Here is an 18,086-nt window from a genome sequence, read left to right as displayed (position 1 = left end):
CCCTCTCCAGCCGCTCAGGCCCGCTCAGACCGTGTCATCGATGAACTCCTCTAGGACGTCGTTGAACGTCTCGGCCTGTTCGACCATCGCGAGGTGTGCAGCGTCGGGAATAAACGACACCGCTCCGTCTTGGACCTCGCGGGCCAGTGTCTCGTGATACGCACGCGGGGTCAGTTTGTCGTGTTCGCCACAGACGGCCAGCAGGGGCACGTCAATCTCGCCCAGTCGCTCGCGCACGTCGAAACCGTGACACGTCATGAAGTCGCGGCGGGTCACCGCCTGCCCGACCGCCGCCATCTGCTCGTGGGAGCGCGACACGGCCTCGTAGTCGGTGTCGTGGAACAGGCGGTCCCGTTCGTGCAGGAACTCGACGGCGCGGTCCCAGTCGTCCGCGAGCCACTCCTGTAATCCTTCGAACACCGGGAGTTCGGGGCCGGTCCCCAGCAACACTATCGCCTCGGGCGTCCAGTCCCGCTCCAGGGCGACCCACTGGGCAACGGCCCCGCCAAGCGAGTTCCCGACCAGCACCTCCGCGTCTGTCTCCCGCCCCACAGCGACCACGTCGTCCGCGTAGGCGTCGAGTGTCGTGGTCCCGGCGCCGGTGTCGATATCGTCCGAATATCCGTGCCCTGACAGGTCCAGTGCGACGGCGGGATGGGTCGGTCCGGATGGCGCGTACTGGCGACCCCACACGCGGTGTGTCGCCCCGCTGCCGTGGACATACAGCGCCGTCGGCCCCGATGCCGCAGGCTGTGTCTGTCTGTACGCCGTGACTCGCCCGTCGTGACTGACCCGTTCCATGCGATACCGTTCGGAAGCGGTGTGGATAAAAGGTTGGCGCGCTCAGATGAGGTGTGAACCGCATTCAAGCAACTACACTCATTTTTCCGCCGTACAGCGTATTTCAGCGATAGGTTTATATACTTATCACGCTTACTTTGAGTTAGCATGACTTCAGAACAGCAGTTGTTCGACGAGACGCCCCTCCGCCGATTCGAGTACGACGACAGCGTCGTGTTCGCGGCGGACGTGGGACCTGCCGCCGATGCGAGTGTCGATGTGGTCGACGGGACCGTCATCGTCGTCGCTGACGGCCACCAGTACGAACAGGAGATTCCCGCGAGGGACGCACGAGCGTTTATCAATCACGGGGTTCTCACTATCGAAGTGTCAGACGGCGAGGGAGATAACTAATGAGACTTACAGTTAAACCACTCAAACAGAAAGACGCTGGCCGTGGCCTCGCGGCGATTGACCGCGCCGCGATGGATGAACTCGAACTCGAGAACGGCGACTACATCGTTCTCGAGGGGAAACAGGACAGCCGCGCTGTCGCCCGGGTCTGGCCCGGCTACCCCGAGGACGAGGGGAAGGGCATCGTCCGCATCGACGGGCAGCTCCGCCAGGAGGCCAACGTCGGTATCGACGACCCCGTCAACATCGAGAAGGCCGACGTCAACCCCGCGACCTCGGTCACCGTCGCGCTGCCCCAGAACCTTCGGGTCCGGGGCAACGTCGGTCCGATGATCCGCAACAACCTCAGCGGCCAGGCCGTCACGCAGGGCCAGACGGTTCCGGTGAGCTTCGGCCTCGGACCGCTCTCCTCGATGTCCGGCCAGAAAATCCCGCTGAAGATCGCCGAGACCGAGCCCTCCGGCACGGTCGTCGTGACCGACTCCACGGACATCCAGGTCAGCGAGATGCCCGCCGAGCAGGTCCACAGCGGCGAGGGCGCACCTGAAGCGAGCGACACTCCCGACGTGACCTACGAGGACATCGGCGGGCTCGACCGCGAACTCGAACAGGTCCGCGAGATGATCGAGCTGCCGATGCGCCACCCCGAACTGTTCCAGCAGCTCGGCATCGAGCCGCCGAAGGGCGTCCTCCTGCACGGCCCGCCCGGCACGGGCAAGACGCTGATGGCCAAGGCCGTCGCCAACGAGATCGACGCGTACTTCACCACTATCTCCGGGCCGGAGATCATGTCGAAGTACTACGGCGAGAGCGAGGAGCAACTCCGTGAGGTCTTCGAAGAGGCCGAGGAGAACGCCCCCGCTATCGTCTTCATCGACGAGATCGACTCCATCGCCCCGAAGCGTGGCGAGACCCAGGGCGACGTGGAGCGCCGCGTCGTCGCCCAGCTGCTCAGCCTGATGGACGGGCTCGAAGAGCGCGGACAGGTCATCGTCATCGGCGCGACCAACCGCGTCGACGATATCGACCCCGCCTTGCGCCGTGGCGGCCGCTTCGACCGCGAGATCGAAATCGGCGTCCCGGACAAGAAGGGCCGCAAGGAGATCCTGCAGGTCCACACCCGCGGGATGCCCCTCTCCGAGGAGATCAACATCGAGAACTACGCCGAGAACACCCACGGCTTCGTCGGCGCTGACCTCGCGACCCTCACGAAAGAGAGCGCGATGAACGCCCTCCGGCGCATCCGCCCCGAACTCGACCTCGAATCCGACGAGATCGACGCCGAGGTGCTCGAACGCCTGGAGATCAGCGACAAAGACTTCCGCGAGGCGATGAAGGGCATCGAGCCCTCCGCGCTCCGGGAAGTGTTCGTCGAAGTCCCGGACGTCACCTGGGACTCCGTCGGTGGACTCGAAGACACCAAGGAACGGCTCCGGGAGACCATTCAGTGGCCTCTGGAGTACGAAGACGTGTTCGAGTCGATGGACCTCGAAGCCGCGAAGGGCGTACTGATGTACGGCCCGCCCGGCACCGGGAAGACGCTCTTGGCGAAGGCCGTCGCCAACGAGGCCCAGTCCAACTTCATCTCCGTGAAGGGGCCGGAACTCCTGAACAAGTTCGTGGGTGAGTCCGAGAAGGGCGTCCGCGAAGTGTTCAGCAAGGCCCGCGAGAACGCCCCGACCGTGGTGTTCTTCGACGAGATCGACTCCATCGCCGGCGAACGTGGCGGCGGCACGACCGACTCCGGCGTCGGCGAACGCGTCGTCTCCCAGCTCCTGACGGAACTGGACGGGATCGAGGACATGGAGAACGTCGTGGTCGTCGCGACCACGAACCGGCCGGACCTCATCGACGACGCGCTCCTGCGCCCCGGCCGACTCGACAGGCACGTCCATGTGCCCGTCCCGGACGAGGAAGCGCGCCGCGCCATCTTCCAGGTCCACACCCGCGACAAGCCGCTGGCCGACGGCGTCGACCTCGACGACCTGGCCAGCCGCACGGACGGCTACGTCGGCGCGGACATCGAAGCGGTCGCCCGCGAGGCGTCGATGGCCGCGACCCGGGAGTTCATCAACAGCGTGGACCCCGAGGACATCGGCGACAGTGTCAGCAACGTCCGCGTGACGATGGACCACTTCGAGCACGCGCTCTCCGAAGTCGGCCCCAGCGTCACCGAGGAGACCCGCGAGCGCTACGACGAAATCGAGCAGCGCTTCGACCGGGCCGAACCCGGCGTCACTGACGAGAGCACGGCCAGTCGCACCTTCCAGTAGCGACGGTCGGCACTCGATAGCGACGGTCGACACACCGACGCTGATTGTTACGTCTTACAGGCGATTTTCTCGCTGCGTTATTCGTCGTCAGCCCTGTCCAGCGTGATCTCGCGACACTCGTAGGCTTCCTTCGTCGCACCGGCCCCGCCGACAGTGACCGGTCCGGCATCGGTCTCGATAGTGAGTGACCGTTCGGCCGGGTTCGTGCTCGATGCGGGATAGACGACGCTCTGCCGGACGTTTATCACCGGTCCCGATATCGTCGTCTCCGTCCGGTCCGCAGTCGAGATGACCCGAGCGCGAGCAGTGATCGCCGTCCCCGCGCGCAACGCCAGCGCCGCCATGAGTACCGCGAACTGGAACGCGGAGAACGTCCGCGGGAACGCACACACGCTAGCGATGTAGTGTTCCGTCCCCATCAGCCAATGAGTGCCGAGAAACATCGCGAATTCGTCGTGAGCGAGGTTTTCGTTGTCGAACTCGGTCGCCTGATATTCTGCTATCGAGTCGGTCAGCAGTCCGGAATGCCCAGTGAGTCCGCGCTGGATATCTGCGGTCACGAGCAGTGGGGTAATACCGCTCTCGATTGTCCTGACCGCCGTTGCGATATCCTCGTATGCGGGCGTCGGTGCCGTCGCATCGCCGTGGACCAGTAACAATACCAGTACATCCCGCTCGATAGCGGCGCTGAGTTGCGGGACAAACTCCGGGAGGGACGATTTCGGGACCGCAACCGTGAGGCTCTCCTCGGCACTGTCGATAAGAGATTGTATCGCATCGATGACTGCCGACTGGGTCCGATGGATTTCCAGCCCCGGTTGTGCCATCATCAAAGGATACGGTGCCGTGTGTATAAATCGTCCCCTGAAATGGGCAATAGCGTCGCTGAGATGGTAGAGGTGTCAACAATGGAGTATTTCGTGGTGTAACTTCTTTATGCGTGTGTCTCCTCGGAAGGGTGATGAAGTCACAGCCCACCGTCCTGTTTGTCCGTAGTCCGAGCCAGGACAGGGCCGCGATTTCGATGCTCCGGGACAGTGATCTCACCGTCCACGAATTCGACGGTGTTCGCGATCTGGAGTGTGCGCTCGGCGACTACGACACGGACTGTGTCGTCACGAACTGCGAAGTGGAGAACCCGGACGGGACACAGTATCTCGGTGGGTTGACCCTTATTGATCGACTGCAACGAAATCACCCCGAACTCCCGGTCGTCCTCTTTGCCGAGGTGACAAACGGCGACATCGCCCGCGAGGCCTACAGCCGCGACGTGTTCGGCTACGTTCCGAGCACAGTGAGCGACGCTCACCAGCGGCTTCTGGCGCGGGTCGACGCCGCCGTCGCTTCCAGCCCGGCCCGTCAACGGGCGAACAAGCGAAAACAGCTCAACGAGGCCGTCCGGCTGGTCAATCAAGCGCTCGTCCGCTCACAGTCGCGGGTGGATATCGAACGCGACGTCTCGGCGGTTCTGGCGGGCACAGCCAGATACAGCGAAGCCTGTACGGTGACCTGTCAGCACGACAGGCCGGTCGTTCGAGCGCTGGGTTCACAGCGGGACCGCGTCTCCATCACCGTGCCGGAGCCGTTGTGCCGCGCCGAGTCGGAGGACCGACTGGTCGTTGCGGATATCGACCCAGCAACGTTCGCAAATGACACAGACGCACTGGAAACGGACTGCGCCCGAGTTCTCGCTGTCCCACTGGTGTACGATGGGACATCGTACGGCGTCCTCGGAGTGTACGCCGACCGCGTCGATATCTTCGACACGGAAGAACAGGACACGTTCCGGGAAGTCGGCCACAACATCGCGCTGGCTATCGACGCGAGCCAGACGAAAGACGCGCTCCAGCAGCGGACGACGGAACTGGAACGACAAAAAGAGCGACTCCGAGAGCTCGCACAGATAATCTCACACGAGCTCCGGAACCCGCTTCAGGCGGCGATGGGACGAGTCGAACTGCTAGCCGCGGAACACGCCGCCGAGGAGTTCGACGCCATCCAGCGCAGCCACACCCGCATGTCGTTTCTCATCGACGACCTCATGGAAATCGCCCGTCAGGGTGGCCGACAGTACACCGTCGAGCCGGTAACACTCTCAGACGTGATGGCGAACGCCTGGACGACGGTCGACACCGACGGGTCGACCATCGAAATCGACTGTACCGAGACGATACTGGCCGATAGTGGCCGACTGTGTCAGCTCGCGGAGAACTTCTTCCGGTTCGCGACGGAGCAGGGCAATACCGAGAAGATAACGATCACGGACACGGTCGACGGGTTCGCCCTCGAACACGACGGCACCCCGTTGGAGACGGGAAACGAGAAACCGTTTGAACTCTACTACGCCTCCAGTGACGAAGGGGTCGGGCTCCACCTCGCCGTGATCCGGGAAATCGCACACGGTCACGGGTGGGAAACCGCCCTCTCCAACGACTCGACCGGACGGGTCCGACTGGACGTAACCGACGTCGAGCGGCCGGCAGCGAAAACCACGTAGCGACCCCGCCTCGCCGTACGTGACTCGAAACCGTATTTTGCGTCCAGTCCGGAGTTGTGGTATGGATCTTCAGGCTCGGTATCGCGTGCCAGCACTCACTGGCCTGTTGACGGTCGTGTCGCTCGCGCTCGTGTTCGGGGCCGTTCTCGGGGCGATTCCACAGTCCGCTCTCCCGGCTGCACCCGCGAGCGTACTCGGGGCGATCCCCCACGCCAACGCCGTGGTCAGCGCCCTCGCTATCGGAACAATCGTCGGCGGTATCCGAGCGATCCGCCGCGGCGATGTCGCCCGACACCGGAAGCTGATGCTCTCCTCGTTCGGCCTGTTCGCTCTGTTTCTCGTCCTGTACCTCTACCGGATAACGCTTGAAGGGCCGACGGACTTCACCGGCCCGGCAGTCGTCGAGACGTACTTCTATCTCCCCTTCCTCGCTATCCACATCCTGCTTGCCATCATCGCCATCCCGGCGGTGTACTACGTCCTGCTGCTGGCCTACACGTACCCCGTCTCGGAACTGCCGTCGACGAACCACCCGCGGGCCGGAAAGCTGGCCGCGGGGCTGTGGCTGATCTCCTTCTCGATGGGGATCGCCGTCTACGCGATGCTGTATCTGGTCTGGTAACGTCATAGTGATTATTGCGAGTCAGTACCACATCGACCGCACGACAGCGTGCGGTCGGAGCGGCAACCAGTCGCAATACTCACTATCAGTCGCTCTCCGTTCGGAGCAACCCAAACCACAACATGTCACGCCACGCGCCGTCGAGATACCACTCTTCGCGGTGTGTCCCTTCCTTCGTGAATCCAAGCCGTTCGACCACCGCGACGGAGCGGTCGTTCCCGCCCACAATCTTTGCCGACCACTTCCGGAGCGCCCGCTGGTCGAAGCCGTACTGGACCAGTCTGCCCGCCGCCTCAGTGGCGTACCCCTCGCCCCAGGCGTCCGGGTCAAGCCAGTAGCCCAGTTCGGCTGTGCCCCGCTCCGGGTCGTGGTCAGTCATGGCGACGAGCCCGACCGGTTCGGTTCGGTCCTCGACCCGTCCGGGACTCCCGGCCGGGTCGACACAGACCAGCAGATGAACCGAGTCCTCATTGGAAAGTGTCTCCTCATAGAACGTCTCCAGTTGGTCGGCCGTTGAGGGTTTCGCGTACGTCCCCAGCCCCCAGACCTGTTCGTGGTGGAACACCTGCCGTATCCAGTCGAGGTCGTCGCGGTCTGGTGACCGGAGGGCTGTCCGCTCGGTTTCGAGAAACGCGGGACCAGGCATGGCTGGACGCTCACCCGGAGGCAGTAAAAACGTGATGCCCTTGTGGCCGCTCACAGCCGCCTTAGTCGTCAGCTGGGCGCGACTGCGTGCCGATGTCCGGGCGGGCCACGTCGCGGTCCGTCGCCTCGCCATCAATGTCGTAGGGGTATTCGCCGGTGACACAGCCGAGACAGAGGTCAGACCGGCTCTTGTCCAGCGTTTCCGCGATGGCATCGATAGAGAGATACGACAGCGAGTCCGCCTCGATTTCCTCACGGATTTCCTCGACGGACTGGTTCCCGGCGATGAGTTCATCGCGGGAGGCCATGTCGATGCCCATGTAGCACGGGGCGACGATGGGCGGCGCGCCGATGCGGACGTGGACCTCCTCGGCACCGGCGTCTTTCAGCAACTGAATCAGTTGCGTCGAGGTGGTCCCGCGGACGATAGAGTCGTCGATGATGGTGACGCTTTTCCCCTCGATGGTCGATTTGATGGGGTTGAGTTTCAACCGGACGGCCCGTTCGCGCTCGTCCTGAGTCGGCATGATGAACGTCCGGCCGACGTACCGGTTTTTCATCAGCCCCTCTGCGAACTCGATGTCCGAGCCGTCGTCCTGTGCGGCCTCTGCGTAGCCCGAGGCAAACGCGCGCCCGGAGTCAGGAACCGGGAGCACGACATCGGATTCGACGCCGGACTCCTCCCAGAGTTTCCGGCCCAGTTCGCGCCGGACCTCGTAGACGAGGTTCTCGTCGATGGTCGAGTCCGGTCGCGCGAAGTAGACGTGCTCGAAGAAGCAGTGGGCCGTGTTCTCGGGCTCGACGAGCTGGTAGGTGTCGTAGCCGGTGCCGTCGGCGTGCAAGACGACGAGTTCGCCGGGCTTGACGTCCCGGATGAGTTCGCCGTCGAGCGTATCGATGGCGGCTGATTCGGAGGCGAGGACGTAGCCGTCCTCGAGTTCGCCGATACACAGCGGCCGGTTCCCCTGCGGGTCGCGCACGCCGAGCACCGTCTCGTCGTGCATAATCGTCAGCGAGTACGACCCGTGGATACGGTTCATCGTTCGCTTGACAGCCCGAACCAGGTCCTCCTCTAAGAGATTACGCGCGAGGTCGTGGGCGATGACCTCGGTGTCGCCGTCTGAAGTGAAGGCGTGGCCGAGGTCGGCCAGTTCGTCGCCGATCTCGTCGGCGTTGACGAGGTTCCCGTTGTGGGACAGCCCCAGCGACCCCGACTTGAACGAGACGGAGAACGGCTGGGCACAGCAGGCGTTGACGCTCCCGGCGGTCGGGTATCGGACGTGGCCGATACCGTTCGCGCCGTTGAGCGATTCCAGGTCACCGGGGTCGAAGGCGTCACCGACGAGGCCCATCTCGACGTGGCTGTACTGCTGGAACCCGTCGTGGGTGACGATACCGGCTGATTCCTGACCGCGGTGCTGGAGCGCGTACAAGGAGTAGTAAAGCGGTCGGGCGGCGTCACGGTCCTCCAAAGAGATGCCAACAACGCCGCACTTCTCGTGCATTTGTGTTGAGTGTGTTATTCGCCCGCTTTCGACTGCCACTCGTAGTCACGCCGCTTGGCCGACTTGCCGAAACCGCACGACGAGCAGACCTTCTTTTTCGTGTGATACGACTTTTCGCCACACCGTCGACACTTCGTGTGCGTCGTGGTGTTTTTCTTGCCCTGACTCGGAGTTCCTGCGCCAGTCATGGAGTAATTGAGACGACGTTATCGCCGCGTATAATCGTTGTGTCTTCATCCTCGACGACGAGGTTCATGTGTTGATCGTAGCCGGTGAGTTCTCCTTCAAAGAGTTCGCCACCTTTCAGCTGTACGGTGACTGTCTCACCGAGGGACGCTTCGAGTACATCCAGCGGTCGTCCACTCATGTACGGTTTGGATAGTGACGGGCGCTTAAACGTACCGTTTGTATGGTGGCACGCGCGAGGCCGGTCCGCTTCCCTACACGTCGACGCTAAAGGGCGCTCGGTCGGCCGCTCGGACGGCGAAGCCGGCCAGCAGGTCCGCGAGCGCGTCGAGGTCGTCGGGATCGATGACCTCGACCGGCGTGTGCATGTAGCGGTTCGGAAGTCCGACGTTGACCGACGGAATCCCACCCCGAGAAGTGTAGAAGGCGTCCGCGTCGGTTCCGGTCCTGCTGCCCGTCGCCTGCAACTGAATGTCGATGTCCTCCTCTTTGCCGGTCTCTCGGAGAGCGTCGACGGCGACCGGATGGTTCGCGCTCCCGCGAGCGACGACCGGCCCCGCACCGAGTTCGACGCCGGTGTCGGCTTTGCCCGGCGAACCCGGCGAGTCCGTCGCGTGGGTCACGTCAACGGCGATAGCGACATCCGGCGCGAGATCGAACCCGACCATCTTCGCCCCCTGGACGCCGACCTCCTCCTGCACCGTGGAGACGGCGTACACCGTCGCGTCCGCCCCGGCCTCCGCCGCGCGCCGAAGCCCCTCAGCGGCCGCCCAGATGCCGATACGGTTGTCCATTCCTCGGGCCGCGAGGCGGCCGTTCTCCAGTTCGCTCAGCGTCTGGACGAACGTCACCGGGTCGCCGCGGTCGACGAGTGATTCCACCTCGTCACCGTCCTCGGCCCCCACGTCGACGTGCTGTTCGGCGATCTCCGGCACGGAGTCGTCGTCCGAATCCCGGAGGTGAATCGCGGTCTGGCCCACGACGCCCGATACCGGCCCGTCGGCCGTGTGAATGGTGACGTGTTGCCCGCGCGAGACGGTCTTGTCCGAGCCGCCGATGCGGCCCAGTTTGACGAAGCCGTCGTCGGTGAGGTCCCGGACGATGAAGCCGATTTCGTCGCCGTGGCCCGCGAGCGCGACGGTCGTGTCGCCACCTTCGACCTTCGCGACGGCGTTGCCGTAGTCGTCCGTTCGGACCTCGTCGGCGAACTCGCTGACGTAGTCGAGCCACACCCGCTGGCTGTCGGCCTCGTACCCCGACGGGCCGGGCGTCGTCAGAAGCGATTCCAGGAACTCGCGTCGTCGTGTGTCCATACGCGGGATAATCGCCCCGTGGTCATGAAAACAGCGGACGGCACGCGGTCTGGGACCGTCCCACCGTGGCTCTGGTACCGCCACGGCTAAGAGTCACGGCGTCGAACTGTCAGTATGGCCGAATTCACTCTCCTCGAACTGCATCTGGACGGCGCTGAGTTCACTGCGAACGCCCCGTTCAGTGCTCCCGACGATGATGACGAGTCGGACAGCAAATCACGGTGGTCCCGGTCCCGGACGAGCGAGACGACCAACGAAACGGACGCTGAGGCTGACGGTGGCCGTAACGTCGGTCGCCTCGCGCTCGCGGTACTCGGTGCCGTCGGGCTCGTTGCGGTCGTCCTGCGTCTGTACCTCGGCGGGTCAGACGGGGACGACCGCGACGAAGCCCTGTAAGGGACAGCGTCCAACTCCACAGCAAGGCCACGAACCGAACGCCGGTGGTCGTTTTCACAGGGAGAAGGCCTATTTTCTCCGGCCACATTTCAGACGTATGGGAATATACCACAGCGTTCAGGCTGTCGCCGGTGCGACCGGTGACGGCCCCATCGACTGGAGTGCCGTCGCCGACGCCGCGAAGGGCGCGACGGACACGGGCGACCTCACCGTCGAGACGCCCGAACGCGACGGCTACGCCACCGACGTTCGGGACGCCAGAGATCGCGTCCGGGAGGTCGGCGAACTCGCCTTCGACCTGCCCGAAACCGTCGAGATCCAGAACCGCCACCACTGGATTGACGCCAACGTCGCCACGTTCAGCCGCGTGATGGAGCCGATTGAACAGCAGGCCGAGTACATCCCCGGCATCGCCCGCGTCGTCAACACCGGATCGATGGCCGTTGCGCTCTCGTTTCTGGGGAACAACGTCCTGGGTCAGTACGACCCCGTCCTGCTCGCGGACAACGACGCCCACGCGCTGTACTTCGTGCGCCCCAACATCCATCGGGTCGCCGACCAGTTGAACGTCGAGCGGGACCGCTTCCGCCGCTGGATCGCGTTCCACGAGGTCACCCACGCGGCGGAGTTCGGCGCGGCCCCGTGGCTGTCCGACCACCTCGAAACGGCGATGGAGGACGCCATCGACAACCTCACCGACGGCAACATCGACCGGACGACGCTGGGCGAACTCGACACCACGATGACCGCCGTCGAGGGGTACGCGGAACTGCTGATGGACCGCGCCTTCGACGACGAGTACGACGACCTGCGCCGGAAAGTCGACGAGCGCCGGCAGGGGCGTGGCCCCATCGCGTCGCTCATGCGCCGACTGCTCGGCCTCGGAATGAAACGCCAGCAGTACGAACGCGGGAAGGCGTTCTTCGACACGGTCGCCGACGCCCGCGGCGTCGCTGCGGCCGGGCGCGTCTGGGACTCGCCGGACACCCTCCCCACCGAAGACGAGATAGAGACGCCGACGCTGTGGATAGACCGCGTCGACCCCTGAAAGAGCTACGACACGCCGCGTGGCCGCACGGACCGCTTATTTCTCCGGTTCTTCCACAGGCGCTTCGATCTTCGCGACGTCGAGGAGGATTTCGCTGTTCGATTCGTCGACGGCGACAACCGTCCCGGCGACGACGAGCTTCGAGATTGGCGTCGGCCCGAGAATGACGGCCTGTCCCTCGCTGAAGTCCTGCACCGAGCTCTGGAGGTGGAACCGGGCACGGCACTTCTCCGGGTCGTGGACGTTCGTGAAGTTGATTTCCTCGACGGTGACGTCGACGCGCTCGTAGTCGTGGGCAACGACGACGCTCTCGGCCTCGTCTATCTGTTGGCGGTCGATTGCGTCGAAGGCCTCGGACGTCGGCTTGTACCCGCCCGTCGGGCCGGGAATGCCTTCGACGAGTCCCAGCGAGGTCAGACTCTGCATCTGGTTCCGTACCGTTCCGGGGTTCCGGTCGATCTCCTCCGCGATTGTCTCGCCGGTAACTGCCTCACCGGTCTGTTGATACCTGTTTACCAGCGTCGTAAGCATTGTTCGCTGGCTGTTGTTCAGATCGATGCTAACCATACCGGTGTGTATCGGGAGCGGCTACTTATCCCATTGGGTTCACTCATTTGAACGCCGGTCGAACTCATAGACGGACCTACTCCATGTATCCCAGTTGTTTCAGCCGGTCTTCGACGGCGTCGCCGTCGTCGCTTCCGAGGGCGTCATCGATACCGAGCGGGTCGCGTTCGCCGACAGCAGGGTCCTCGGGGAACACCGGGAGCACTTCGCCACGCATGTCCGTCGGCACCGCACAGCCGTGGGCGGCCAGCACCGTCGGCGCGATGTCGAGGATGCTGATTCTGTCGAGTTCGCCCTGCGGCTCGAAGTCCGGCCCGCTCGCGGCGAAGATGCCGTGGGGCGTGTTCTCGGCCGCCCAGCGGTCCGGCCCGCTCTGGATAGTCCCGCCGCCGATGCCGTCGTTGACGTGGACGCCCGGGCGCTGGTCGACGACGACCTCCGGGCCGGCGTCGACGTAGGGACCGTTGTACACGTCTTCGCCCTTGTACACGTCAGTGAACAGCGGGCCGTGCTCGTCTTCCACCTCGCGGAGGTCGGCCATGAGCGACTCACGGACCGACTCCACGTCGAACCGGGGGTTGATGTACACCGGTCCCTGTCCGCTGGCGACGACCTTCGTCTGTTCCAGGTCGATGGCTTCGAGCTTTCGGTCCCGTTTGACGCCGTCGCGCTGCGGGACGAGCTGCTGGATGGATTCGGGGACAACGCGGGCGAGCGTGTCCACCAGTCCAGCCCGCTTTGCGACCGCAAGCAGGTTCTCGCGGTCGAGCCCGATTCGAGTGAGCACGGCGTCGACGCTCGTATCCCGGACCTGGTAGCCGTTCTCGGCCAGCCACTCGTTGATGTAGAACTCCGTCTGGGTCGCGTCACAGCCGTGGTCGGACATCAGGACGAGGTTCAGGTCCTCGCGGTCGTCGAGCCGGCCGACCCACTCGTCGACCAGTTGCCACGCGCGCAGACTGGGCTCGTCGTCCCAGAAGAAGTGATGCAGGACGTTCAGATAGAACAGCGTCACATGGACGAAATCGAGGTCCCGCTCGTCCAGTAGCGTCGTCGCGACCTCAAAGCGCTTCTCTAGCAGGTCCAGAATGGCCTCGACCTCCGCGCCGCGCTCGTCGTTCGAGGACAGCAGCGGGTCCGGGTGGACGCTGTAATCGAACCGTGATTCGAGTTCGTCGGCCAGTTCCGGCGGCGAGGTGTAGCCGGAACTGATCGAGCGGTACTCCCCTTCAACGGCGTCCGGGCCGCCGGCAACCACGAGGTCGTCGATGTCCCGCGGCGGGTACATCGTCGGCATGTTGACGACGCCGGCCGACTGCCCCTCGTCGTTGAGGTAGTCCCACAGCTCAGCGGTGTCGTAGTCGCCGCCGTTCATCACGTTGATCTCGCCCGCGGCGAGGTCGACGTTCTCGAACCAGAAGACGCCGAACCCGCCCGGGTCTTTGCCCGAGGAGTAGCACTTCCAGTTCGGGAACGTCACCGGCGGCAGACAGCTCTGCGTCCCCGCCCAGGTGCCGGTGTCCCGCAGCGCGGCCAGGTTCGGGAGCTCGCCGGCCTCGATCCACGGGTCGAGCAGTTCCCAGCTCGCTCCGTCGAGTCCGACGACGAGGGTCTTCGTCATGTTGCGACGGAGACAGGCGAGTCACTAGTCCCTTTCGCACCCCGTCCAAGGGGTTGGGAACCGACCGGTCGGCTGAAACGGACAACGCGTCACTTTTGAGCGCGCCGCCGGAAGGGCCGGTATGAGCAACCGGTCGGACATCGCACCGGACACCGTCTCGGTCGAGTTGACCGAGGACGGCGTCGTCGTGGAGTACCTCGACGGCCGCCAGGCGTTCTATCACGGCGTCCCAACGGCGGTCGAAGGGAGTATCCAGACTGCGCCGGGAAAAGACACACACGTCCTGATTACCGACGAGACGGAGACGTCGGGCATCCTCGTGTACGTCAACGACCTCCGGACCCACGACGATATTCTCGAAGAGACAGGCGTCGGACGGGTCATCCTCGACGACGGCGAGGAGGACGAACTGTTCCCGGGTGTTACGGTCCGAGACAATCAGATGCGGACGGAAGTAGACGTGGACTACGACGTAACGAACGGCCGCGTGTTCGTCTTCGAGGAGGACGAACTCGGCGAGCGGAGCTTCGAGATCGTCGAGGCGTGATGCCTGTGGTGCGGGTGGCGTGACTGCGAGGGCGAGGGCCGCTACTGGATGTAGGACGGGTCTTCGTCGTCACAGTTCTCCTCGTGCTGGCGCGCGTCGCTCTGGTCGTCGAACATCAGGCCACAGGTCTCGCACTTGTACCAAGTGACCTCGTCTCGCTCGGTTTGGACAACCATACCTGAAATTCCGACGGCCGACCGTATATTATTTTCCCGCAACACAACGGGAACCCTCAAGGGAGTCGGATTGCAAGAAGGCGGCATGAGCGGGTCCACTGACGCCGGTGTCGAACTCACCGTCGAGGGTGCGAACAAGCGCGACGCCGGGCGCGGTATCGCACGACTACCGGAGTCCGCACGGACCGAACTCGGGGTGTTGAGCGGGTCGCCCGTCATCATCGAAGGCGACGACAGAACCGTCGTGAAGGTCTGGCCCGCGGACGACGACGGCTCCTTCGTCCGCATCGATTCAGACACCAGAGCGAACGCCGGGGTCAACATCGGCGACACGGTTACAGTGACCAGCGGGTCGGTCTCCGAGGCCACTGAGATCGCCGTCCAGTCGGTCGAACCGATACCGGGCAGCGAGGACTACGAGAGCCTGGTCAGGAAGCGGCTGGTCGACCAGATAATCCAGGCCGACGAGCGGACCCACATCGAAGGGCTGGGCACGTTCCTCGTTCGCAAGACCTCTCCCTCGGGGCCGGTTCGCGTCACCGGCACGACGGCAGTGACTGTGCTGCCGGGCCTCGACGGTGGCAGCGATGCGGGCCAGTCGTCGTCCGGTGAGGCAACAACGGCGAACACACCGACCGCCGAGACGGAATCGGGGGTGAGCTACGAGGACATCGGCGGCCTCGACGAGGAACTGGATCGTATCCGTGAAATGATAGAGATGCCCCTCTCGGAGCCCGAGGAGTTCCGCCGTCTGGGTATCGACCCGCCCAGCGGCGTCCTCCTGCACGGCCCGCCCGGGACGGGGAAGACCCTCATCGCGCGAGCGGTGGCAAACGAGGTCGACGCCTACTTCGACACTATCTCCGGCCCCGAAATCGTCTCCAAGTACAAGGGCGAGAGCGAGGAGCGGCTCCGGGAGGCCTTCGAAAAAGCCGAAGCGAACGCGCCGGCTATCCTCTTCGTCGACGAAATCGACTCCATCGCCGGCTCCCGCGACGAGGACGCCGACATGGAGAACCGGGTCGTCGCCCAGTTGCTCACACTGATGGACGGCCTCGAAGACCGGGGCCGGGTCGTCGTCATCGGGGCGACGAACCGCGTCGACGCCATCGACCCGGCGCTGCGCCGGGGCGGACGCTTCGACCGCGAAATCGAGATCGGTGTGCCCGGCGAGCACGGTCGCCGCGAGATTATGGACGTCCACACGCGGGATATGCCGCTGCACGACGACGTGGACCTCGACCGCATCGCCGCACAGACCCACGGCTTCGTCGGGGCGGACCTCGCGTCGCTGACCACCGAGGCCGCAATGGCCGCGCTCCGGGCCGACCGCGACGACGGCGACGTCCACCAGGACGACTTCGAGACCGCGCTCGCCACCGTCGACCCCAGCGCGATGCGGGAGTACGTCGCCGAGTCGCCGACGGCGACCTTCGACGACGTGGGCGGGCTGTCCGAGGTCAAGCAGACGCTGACGGAGGCCATCGAGTGGCCGCTGTCGTACACTGAGCTGTTCACCGCGACCAACACCGACCCGCCGAGCGGCATCCTGCTGTACGGCCCGCCGGGGACAGGCAAGACGCTGCTGGCTCGGGCCGTCGCTGGCGAGAGCGACGTGAACTTCATCCACGTCGCCGGCCCCGAAATCATGGACCGCTACGTCGGCGAGAGCGAGGAGGCGGTCCGGGAACTGTTCGAGCGCGCCCGCCAGACCGCGCCGAGCATCATCTTCCTCGACGAGATCGACGCCATCGCCAGCCATCGCGGCCAGGGCAACGAGGTCACCGAGCGCGTCGTCTCGCAACTGCTCGCCGAACTGGACGGCATCACGGAGAACCCCAATCTGGTCGTACTGGCTGCGACTAACCGCCGGGACATGATCGACGATGCGCTCCTGCGACCGGGTCGCCTCGAACAGCACGTCGAGGTCCCGAACCCCGACCGTGAAGCCCGCGAGGAGATTCTCGCCGTCCACACCGACGGAAAGCCGCTCGCTGATGACACCGATATGAGGGACCTCGCCGAGGAGACCGACGGCTTCTCGGGTGCAGAACTGGAGGCCGTCGTCCGCGAAGCGTCGATGCTGGCCATCCGTGAGGTGGCGTCCGCCTACGGGCCGGAAGAGGCCACCGAGAACGCCGACGAAGTGGAGATCACGCCAGAACACTTCGGTGAAGCGCTGGAGCGGGAACGGACGCGGTAGCTCGCAGGATATCTTCGTCGCAGTAGCTGCTGAGTGGACGTTTTAGATCGATAGTATCCGAAAGACGAGGAGAGGCGAAAGGATCGACTCCGGGAGAGGAGTGAAAAGGCTGTCCGGACAGCCTTGGCGGACGAGCGACGCCGAGTGGCCGAGCAGCGAGACGGGCGTTAGCGCCGGCATCGACGTGAAAAGCGCCTTGCCGGCAGCTACTCGTAGCGAGTGCACACGCAAAAAAGGCCCGGTGTTCGGTTCCGGCTACGCGTCCCTGTCTGGCGACTCCATGTCCGATTCCTCAGTGGATTCCTGCTGTGGGGCGTCGCTTTCGCCTCCACCGGCACTGTCTTCTGTGGCGGGTTCCGACGCGCCACGTCGGCCCAGCAGCGGGACCGACCGACCGCGAAGGAGCCGTCGACCACCGACGACTGGGACGGCGAGGACGACGATCCACGGCGCGAGACTCGCAGCGGTCACGAGCAGCCCACGAGTGAACACGTACACGTCGGTCACTGACGAGAGGAACGCAGCGACAAGCGACCGCTCGTGGTACGGCACTTGCTGGGCCGACGGCTCGGGCGCTGGCTCGTGAATCTCGACGCGCAGCGTCGAGTAGGCGACCCGCTGTTCGAGCGAGCGCTTCTGTGCTTCGAGGCGTTCGATGTCGCTCTGGACCGACGAGAGTTCCTCTTCGATGCGGAGCAGTTCCGCCGTGCTGTTTGCCTGCTCGTAGAAGGTCCGCAGTCGGTCGCGGCGCTCCCGGAGGTTGGTTAGCCGCGCTTCGAGGTCGACCAGTTTGTCGGTCACGTCTTTCGTGGTCGTTTCCTCGGAGCGCACCGTCCCCTGCTCGCTCACCATCGACTGCGTCGGTTCGTACTCCTCGCTTGGCACTCTGACCACGATGTACCCGGTGTACCACGCCTCGCCGTCGCTGCGGTGGAGTTCGCGGTTGGAGTCGCTCACGTACCCGCCGGACGTGCGCGCCCGAGCAGCGATTGCGTCGGCTGTCGTGGAGTAGTTCTCCACTTCGACCACCATCCGACCGTTGCGGATGATGGCCCGGTCAGCCGCCGCGTCGCCGGCCTGAATATTCCCGCTATCCGCGGCGTTCGCCTCGGAGTCCGCTTCGACGGGTTGGCTCGACCCGCCGTCGCCGCTGGACATCTGTGCGCCGTCACCGCCGCCCTGTGCCTCGCCCGCATCGCCGCTCCCACCCATACCGGTACAACCGGCAAGGAGGAGGAGACCGACGACAGCGAGGACCCTGATTCGCGAAGCCATACGGGTCGTACTCGTCCT

The 18,086-nt window shown here is 64.6% G+C and carries 19 protein-coding genes; 8 read left to right on the top strand and 11 right to left on the bottom strand.

The annotated features are described in order from the left end of the window. Positions 1-24: 24 nt before the first annotated feature. On the bottom strand, positions 25-801 hold the full coding sequence (locus tag Har1131_RS10590; protein WP_151146368.1) for an alpha/beta fold hydrolase: 777 nt from the start codon (positions 799-801) through the stop codon (positions 25-27). A 147-nt stretch (positions 802-948) separates the two neighbouring features. Between Har1131_RS10590 and Har1131_RS10585 the strand changes: the two genes are divergently transcribed. Together Har1131_RS10585 and Har1131_RS10580 are read left to right on the top strand one after the other, a co-directional pair. After that, positions 949-1,194 carry a hypothetical protein gene (locus Har1131_RS10585; protein ID WP_008309302.1) on the top strand — a complete coding sequence of 82 codons (246 nt, stop codon included), beginning with the start codon at positions 949-951 and terminating at the stop codon, positions 1,192-1,194. Beyond that, a complete protein-coding gene (locus Har1131_RS10580) occupies positions 1,194-3,467 on the top strand; it encodes a CDC48 family AAA ATPase (RefSeq protein WP_050038018.1) in 2,274 nt (757 codons plus the stop codon). Before Har1131_RS10585 ends, Har1131_RS10580 begins: the two co-directional genes overlap by 1 nt. Positions 3,468-3,544: 77 nt before the next feature. Here the strand turns inward: Har1131_RS10580 and Har1131_RS10575 are convergent, their stop codons facing one another. Continuing rightward, on the bottom strand, positions 3,545-4,297 hold the full coding sequence (locus tag Har1131_RS10575; protein ID WP_050038019.1) for a TrmB family transcriptional regulator sugar-binding domain-containing protein: 753 nt from the start codon (positions 4,295-4,297) through the stop codon (positions 3,545-3,547). A 131-nt stretch (positions 4,298-4,428) separates the two neighbouring features. Here Har1131_RS10575 and Har1131_RS10570 point away from each other — a divergent pair, with 131 nt between their 5' ends. Together Har1131_RS10570 and Har1131_RS10565 are read left to right on the top strand one after the other, a co-directional pair. Beyond that, on the top strand, positions 4,429-5,964 hold the full coding sequence (locus Har1131_RS10570) for a histidine kinase dimerization/phospho-acceptor domain-containing protein (protein ID WP_050007108.1): 1,536 nt from the start codon (positions 4,429-4,431) through the stop codon (positions 5,962-5,964). A 61-nt stretch (positions 5,965-6,025) separates the two neighbouring features. Then, complete coding sequence (locus tag Har1131_RS10565; protein ID WP_014040288.1) at positions 6,026-6,586, top strand: DUF420 domain-containing protein; 561 nt, start codon at positions 6,026-6,028, stop codon at positions 6,584-6,586. An 85-nt stretch (positions 6,587-6,671) separates the two neighbouring features. Here the strand turns inward: Har1131_RS10565 and Har1131_RS10560 are convergent, their stop codons facing one another. The 5 genes from Har1131_RS10560 to Har1131_RS10540 form a co-directional block, all read right to left on the bottom strand. Further along, positions 6,672-7,232: a GNAT family N-acetyltransferase gene (locus Har1131_RS10560; protein ID WP_044951824.1), complete on the bottom strand. Its 561-nt coding sequence runs from the start codon at positions 7,230-7,232 to the stop codon at positions 6,672-6,674. 61 nt (positions 7,233-7,293) lie between these two features. Next, positions 7,294-8,736, bottom strand: a complete 1,443-nt coding sequence (purF, locus tag Har1131_RS10555) for an amidophosphoribosyltransferase (RefSeq protein WP_050007107.1) — start codon at positions 8,734-8,736, stop codon at positions 7,294-7,296. Between the two features lie 14 nt (positions 8,737-8,750). Next, positions 8,751-8,924 (bottom strand): 50S ribosomal protein L37e, encoded by a 174-nt coding sequence (locus tag Har1131_RS10550; protein ID WP_004517916.1) that lies wholly within the window; start codon positions 8,922-8,924, stop codon positions 8,751-8,753. Continuing rightward, the gene (locus Har1131_RS10545; protein ID WP_004517917.1) at positions 8,921-9,103 is read right to left on the bottom strand and encodes an LSM domain-containing protein; all 183 of its coding nucleotides are present in this window, start codon (positions 9,101-9,103) and stop codon (positions 8,921-8,923) included. Before Har1131_RS10545 ends, Har1131_RS10550 begins: the two co-directional genes overlap by 4 nt. Positions 9,104-9,176: 73 nt before the next feature. Then, a complete protein-coding gene (locus Har1131_RS10540) occupies positions 9,177-10,235 on the bottom strand; it encodes a M20/M25/M40 family metallo-hydrolase (protein WP_151146365.1) in 1,059 nt (352 codons plus the stop codon). Positions 10,236-10,349: 114 nt separating this feature from the next. Between Har1131_RS10540 and Har1131_RS10535 the strand changes: the two genes are divergently transcribed. Continuing rightward, positions 10,350-10,631, top strand: coding sequence for a hypothetical protein (locus tag Har1131_RS10535; protein WP_050007106.1), 282 nt, complete (start codon positions 10,350-10,352; stop codon positions 10,629-10,631). A gap of 97 nt (positions 10,632-10,728) precedes the next feature. Continuing rightward, positions 10,729-11,679 (top strand): zinc-dependent metalloprotease, encoded by a 951-nt coding sequence (locus Har1131_RS10530; protein WP_014040293.1) that lies wholly within the window; start codon positions 10,729-10,731, stop codon positions 11,677-11,679. Between the two features lie 36 nt (positions 11,680-11,715). Here Har1131_RS10530 and Har1131_RS10525 read toward each other — a convergent pair whose 3' ends face one another. Together Har1131_RS10525 and Har1131_RS10520 are read right to left on the bottom strand one after the other, a co-directional pair. Next, positions 11,716-12,246: an Rrf2 family transcriptional regulator gene (locus Har1131_RS10525; protein WP_023843253.1), complete on the bottom strand. Its 531-nt coding sequence runs from the start codon at positions 12,244-12,246 to the stop codon at positions 11,716-11,718. Positions 12,247-12,322: 76 nt separating this feature from the next. Next, positions 12,323-13,867: an alkaline phosphatase family protein gene (locus Har1131_RS10520; protein ID WP_151146362.1), complete on the bottom strand. Its 1,545-nt coding sequence runs from the start codon at positions 13,865-13,867 to the stop codon at positions 12,323-12,325. A gap of 121 nt (positions 13,868-13,988) precedes the next feature. Here Har1131_RS10520 and Har1131_RS10515 point away from each other — a divergent pair, with 121 nt between their 5' ends. Beyond that, positions 13,989-14,414: a DUF5796 family protein gene (locus Har1131_RS10515; RefSeq protein ID WP_050038025.1), complete on the top strand. Its 426-nt coding sequence runs from the start codon at positions 13,989-13,991 to the stop codon at positions 14,412-14,414. A 41-nt stretch (positions 14,415-14,455) separates the two neighbouring features. Here Har1131_RS10515 and Har1131_RS22530 read toward each other — a convergent pair whose 3' ends face one another. Further along, the gene (locus Har1131_RS22530; protein WP_004517924.1) at positions 14,456-14,590 is read right to left on the bottom strand and encodes a hypothetical protein; all 135 of its coding nucleotides are present in this window, start codon (positions 14,588-14,590) and stop codon (positions 14,456-14,458) included. Between the two features lie 85 nt (positions 14,591-14,675). Between Har1131_RS22530 and Har1131_RS10510 the strand changes: the two genes are divergently transcribed. Next, positions 14,676-16,793: a CDC48 family AAA ATPase gene (locus Har1131_RS10510; RefSeq protein ID WP_064288019.1), complete on the top strand. Its 2,118-nt coding sequence runs from the start codon at positions 14,676-14,678 to the stop codon at positions 16,791-16,793. Between the two features lie 255 nt (positions 16,794-17,048). Here Har1131_RS10510 and Har1131_RS10505 read toward each other — a convergent pair whose 3' ends face one another. Then, positions 17,049-18,068, bottom strand: coding sequence for a DUF4349 domain-containing protein (locus tag Har1131_RS10505; RefSeq protein ID WP_151146358.1), 1,020 nt, complete (start codon positions 18,066-18,068; stop codon positions 17,049-17,051). Positions 18,069-18,086: the final 18 nt, after the last annotated feature.

The organism is Haloarcula sp. CBA1131 (assembly GCF_008728975.1).
Taxonomy (GTDB): Archaea; Halobacteriota; Halobacteria; order Halobacteriales; family Haloarculaceae; genus Haloarcula; species Haloarcula hispanica.
The sequence above is the reverse complement of the archived record's forward strand: the minus strand, read 5'-3'. Positions and strand labels throughout refer to the sequence as shown.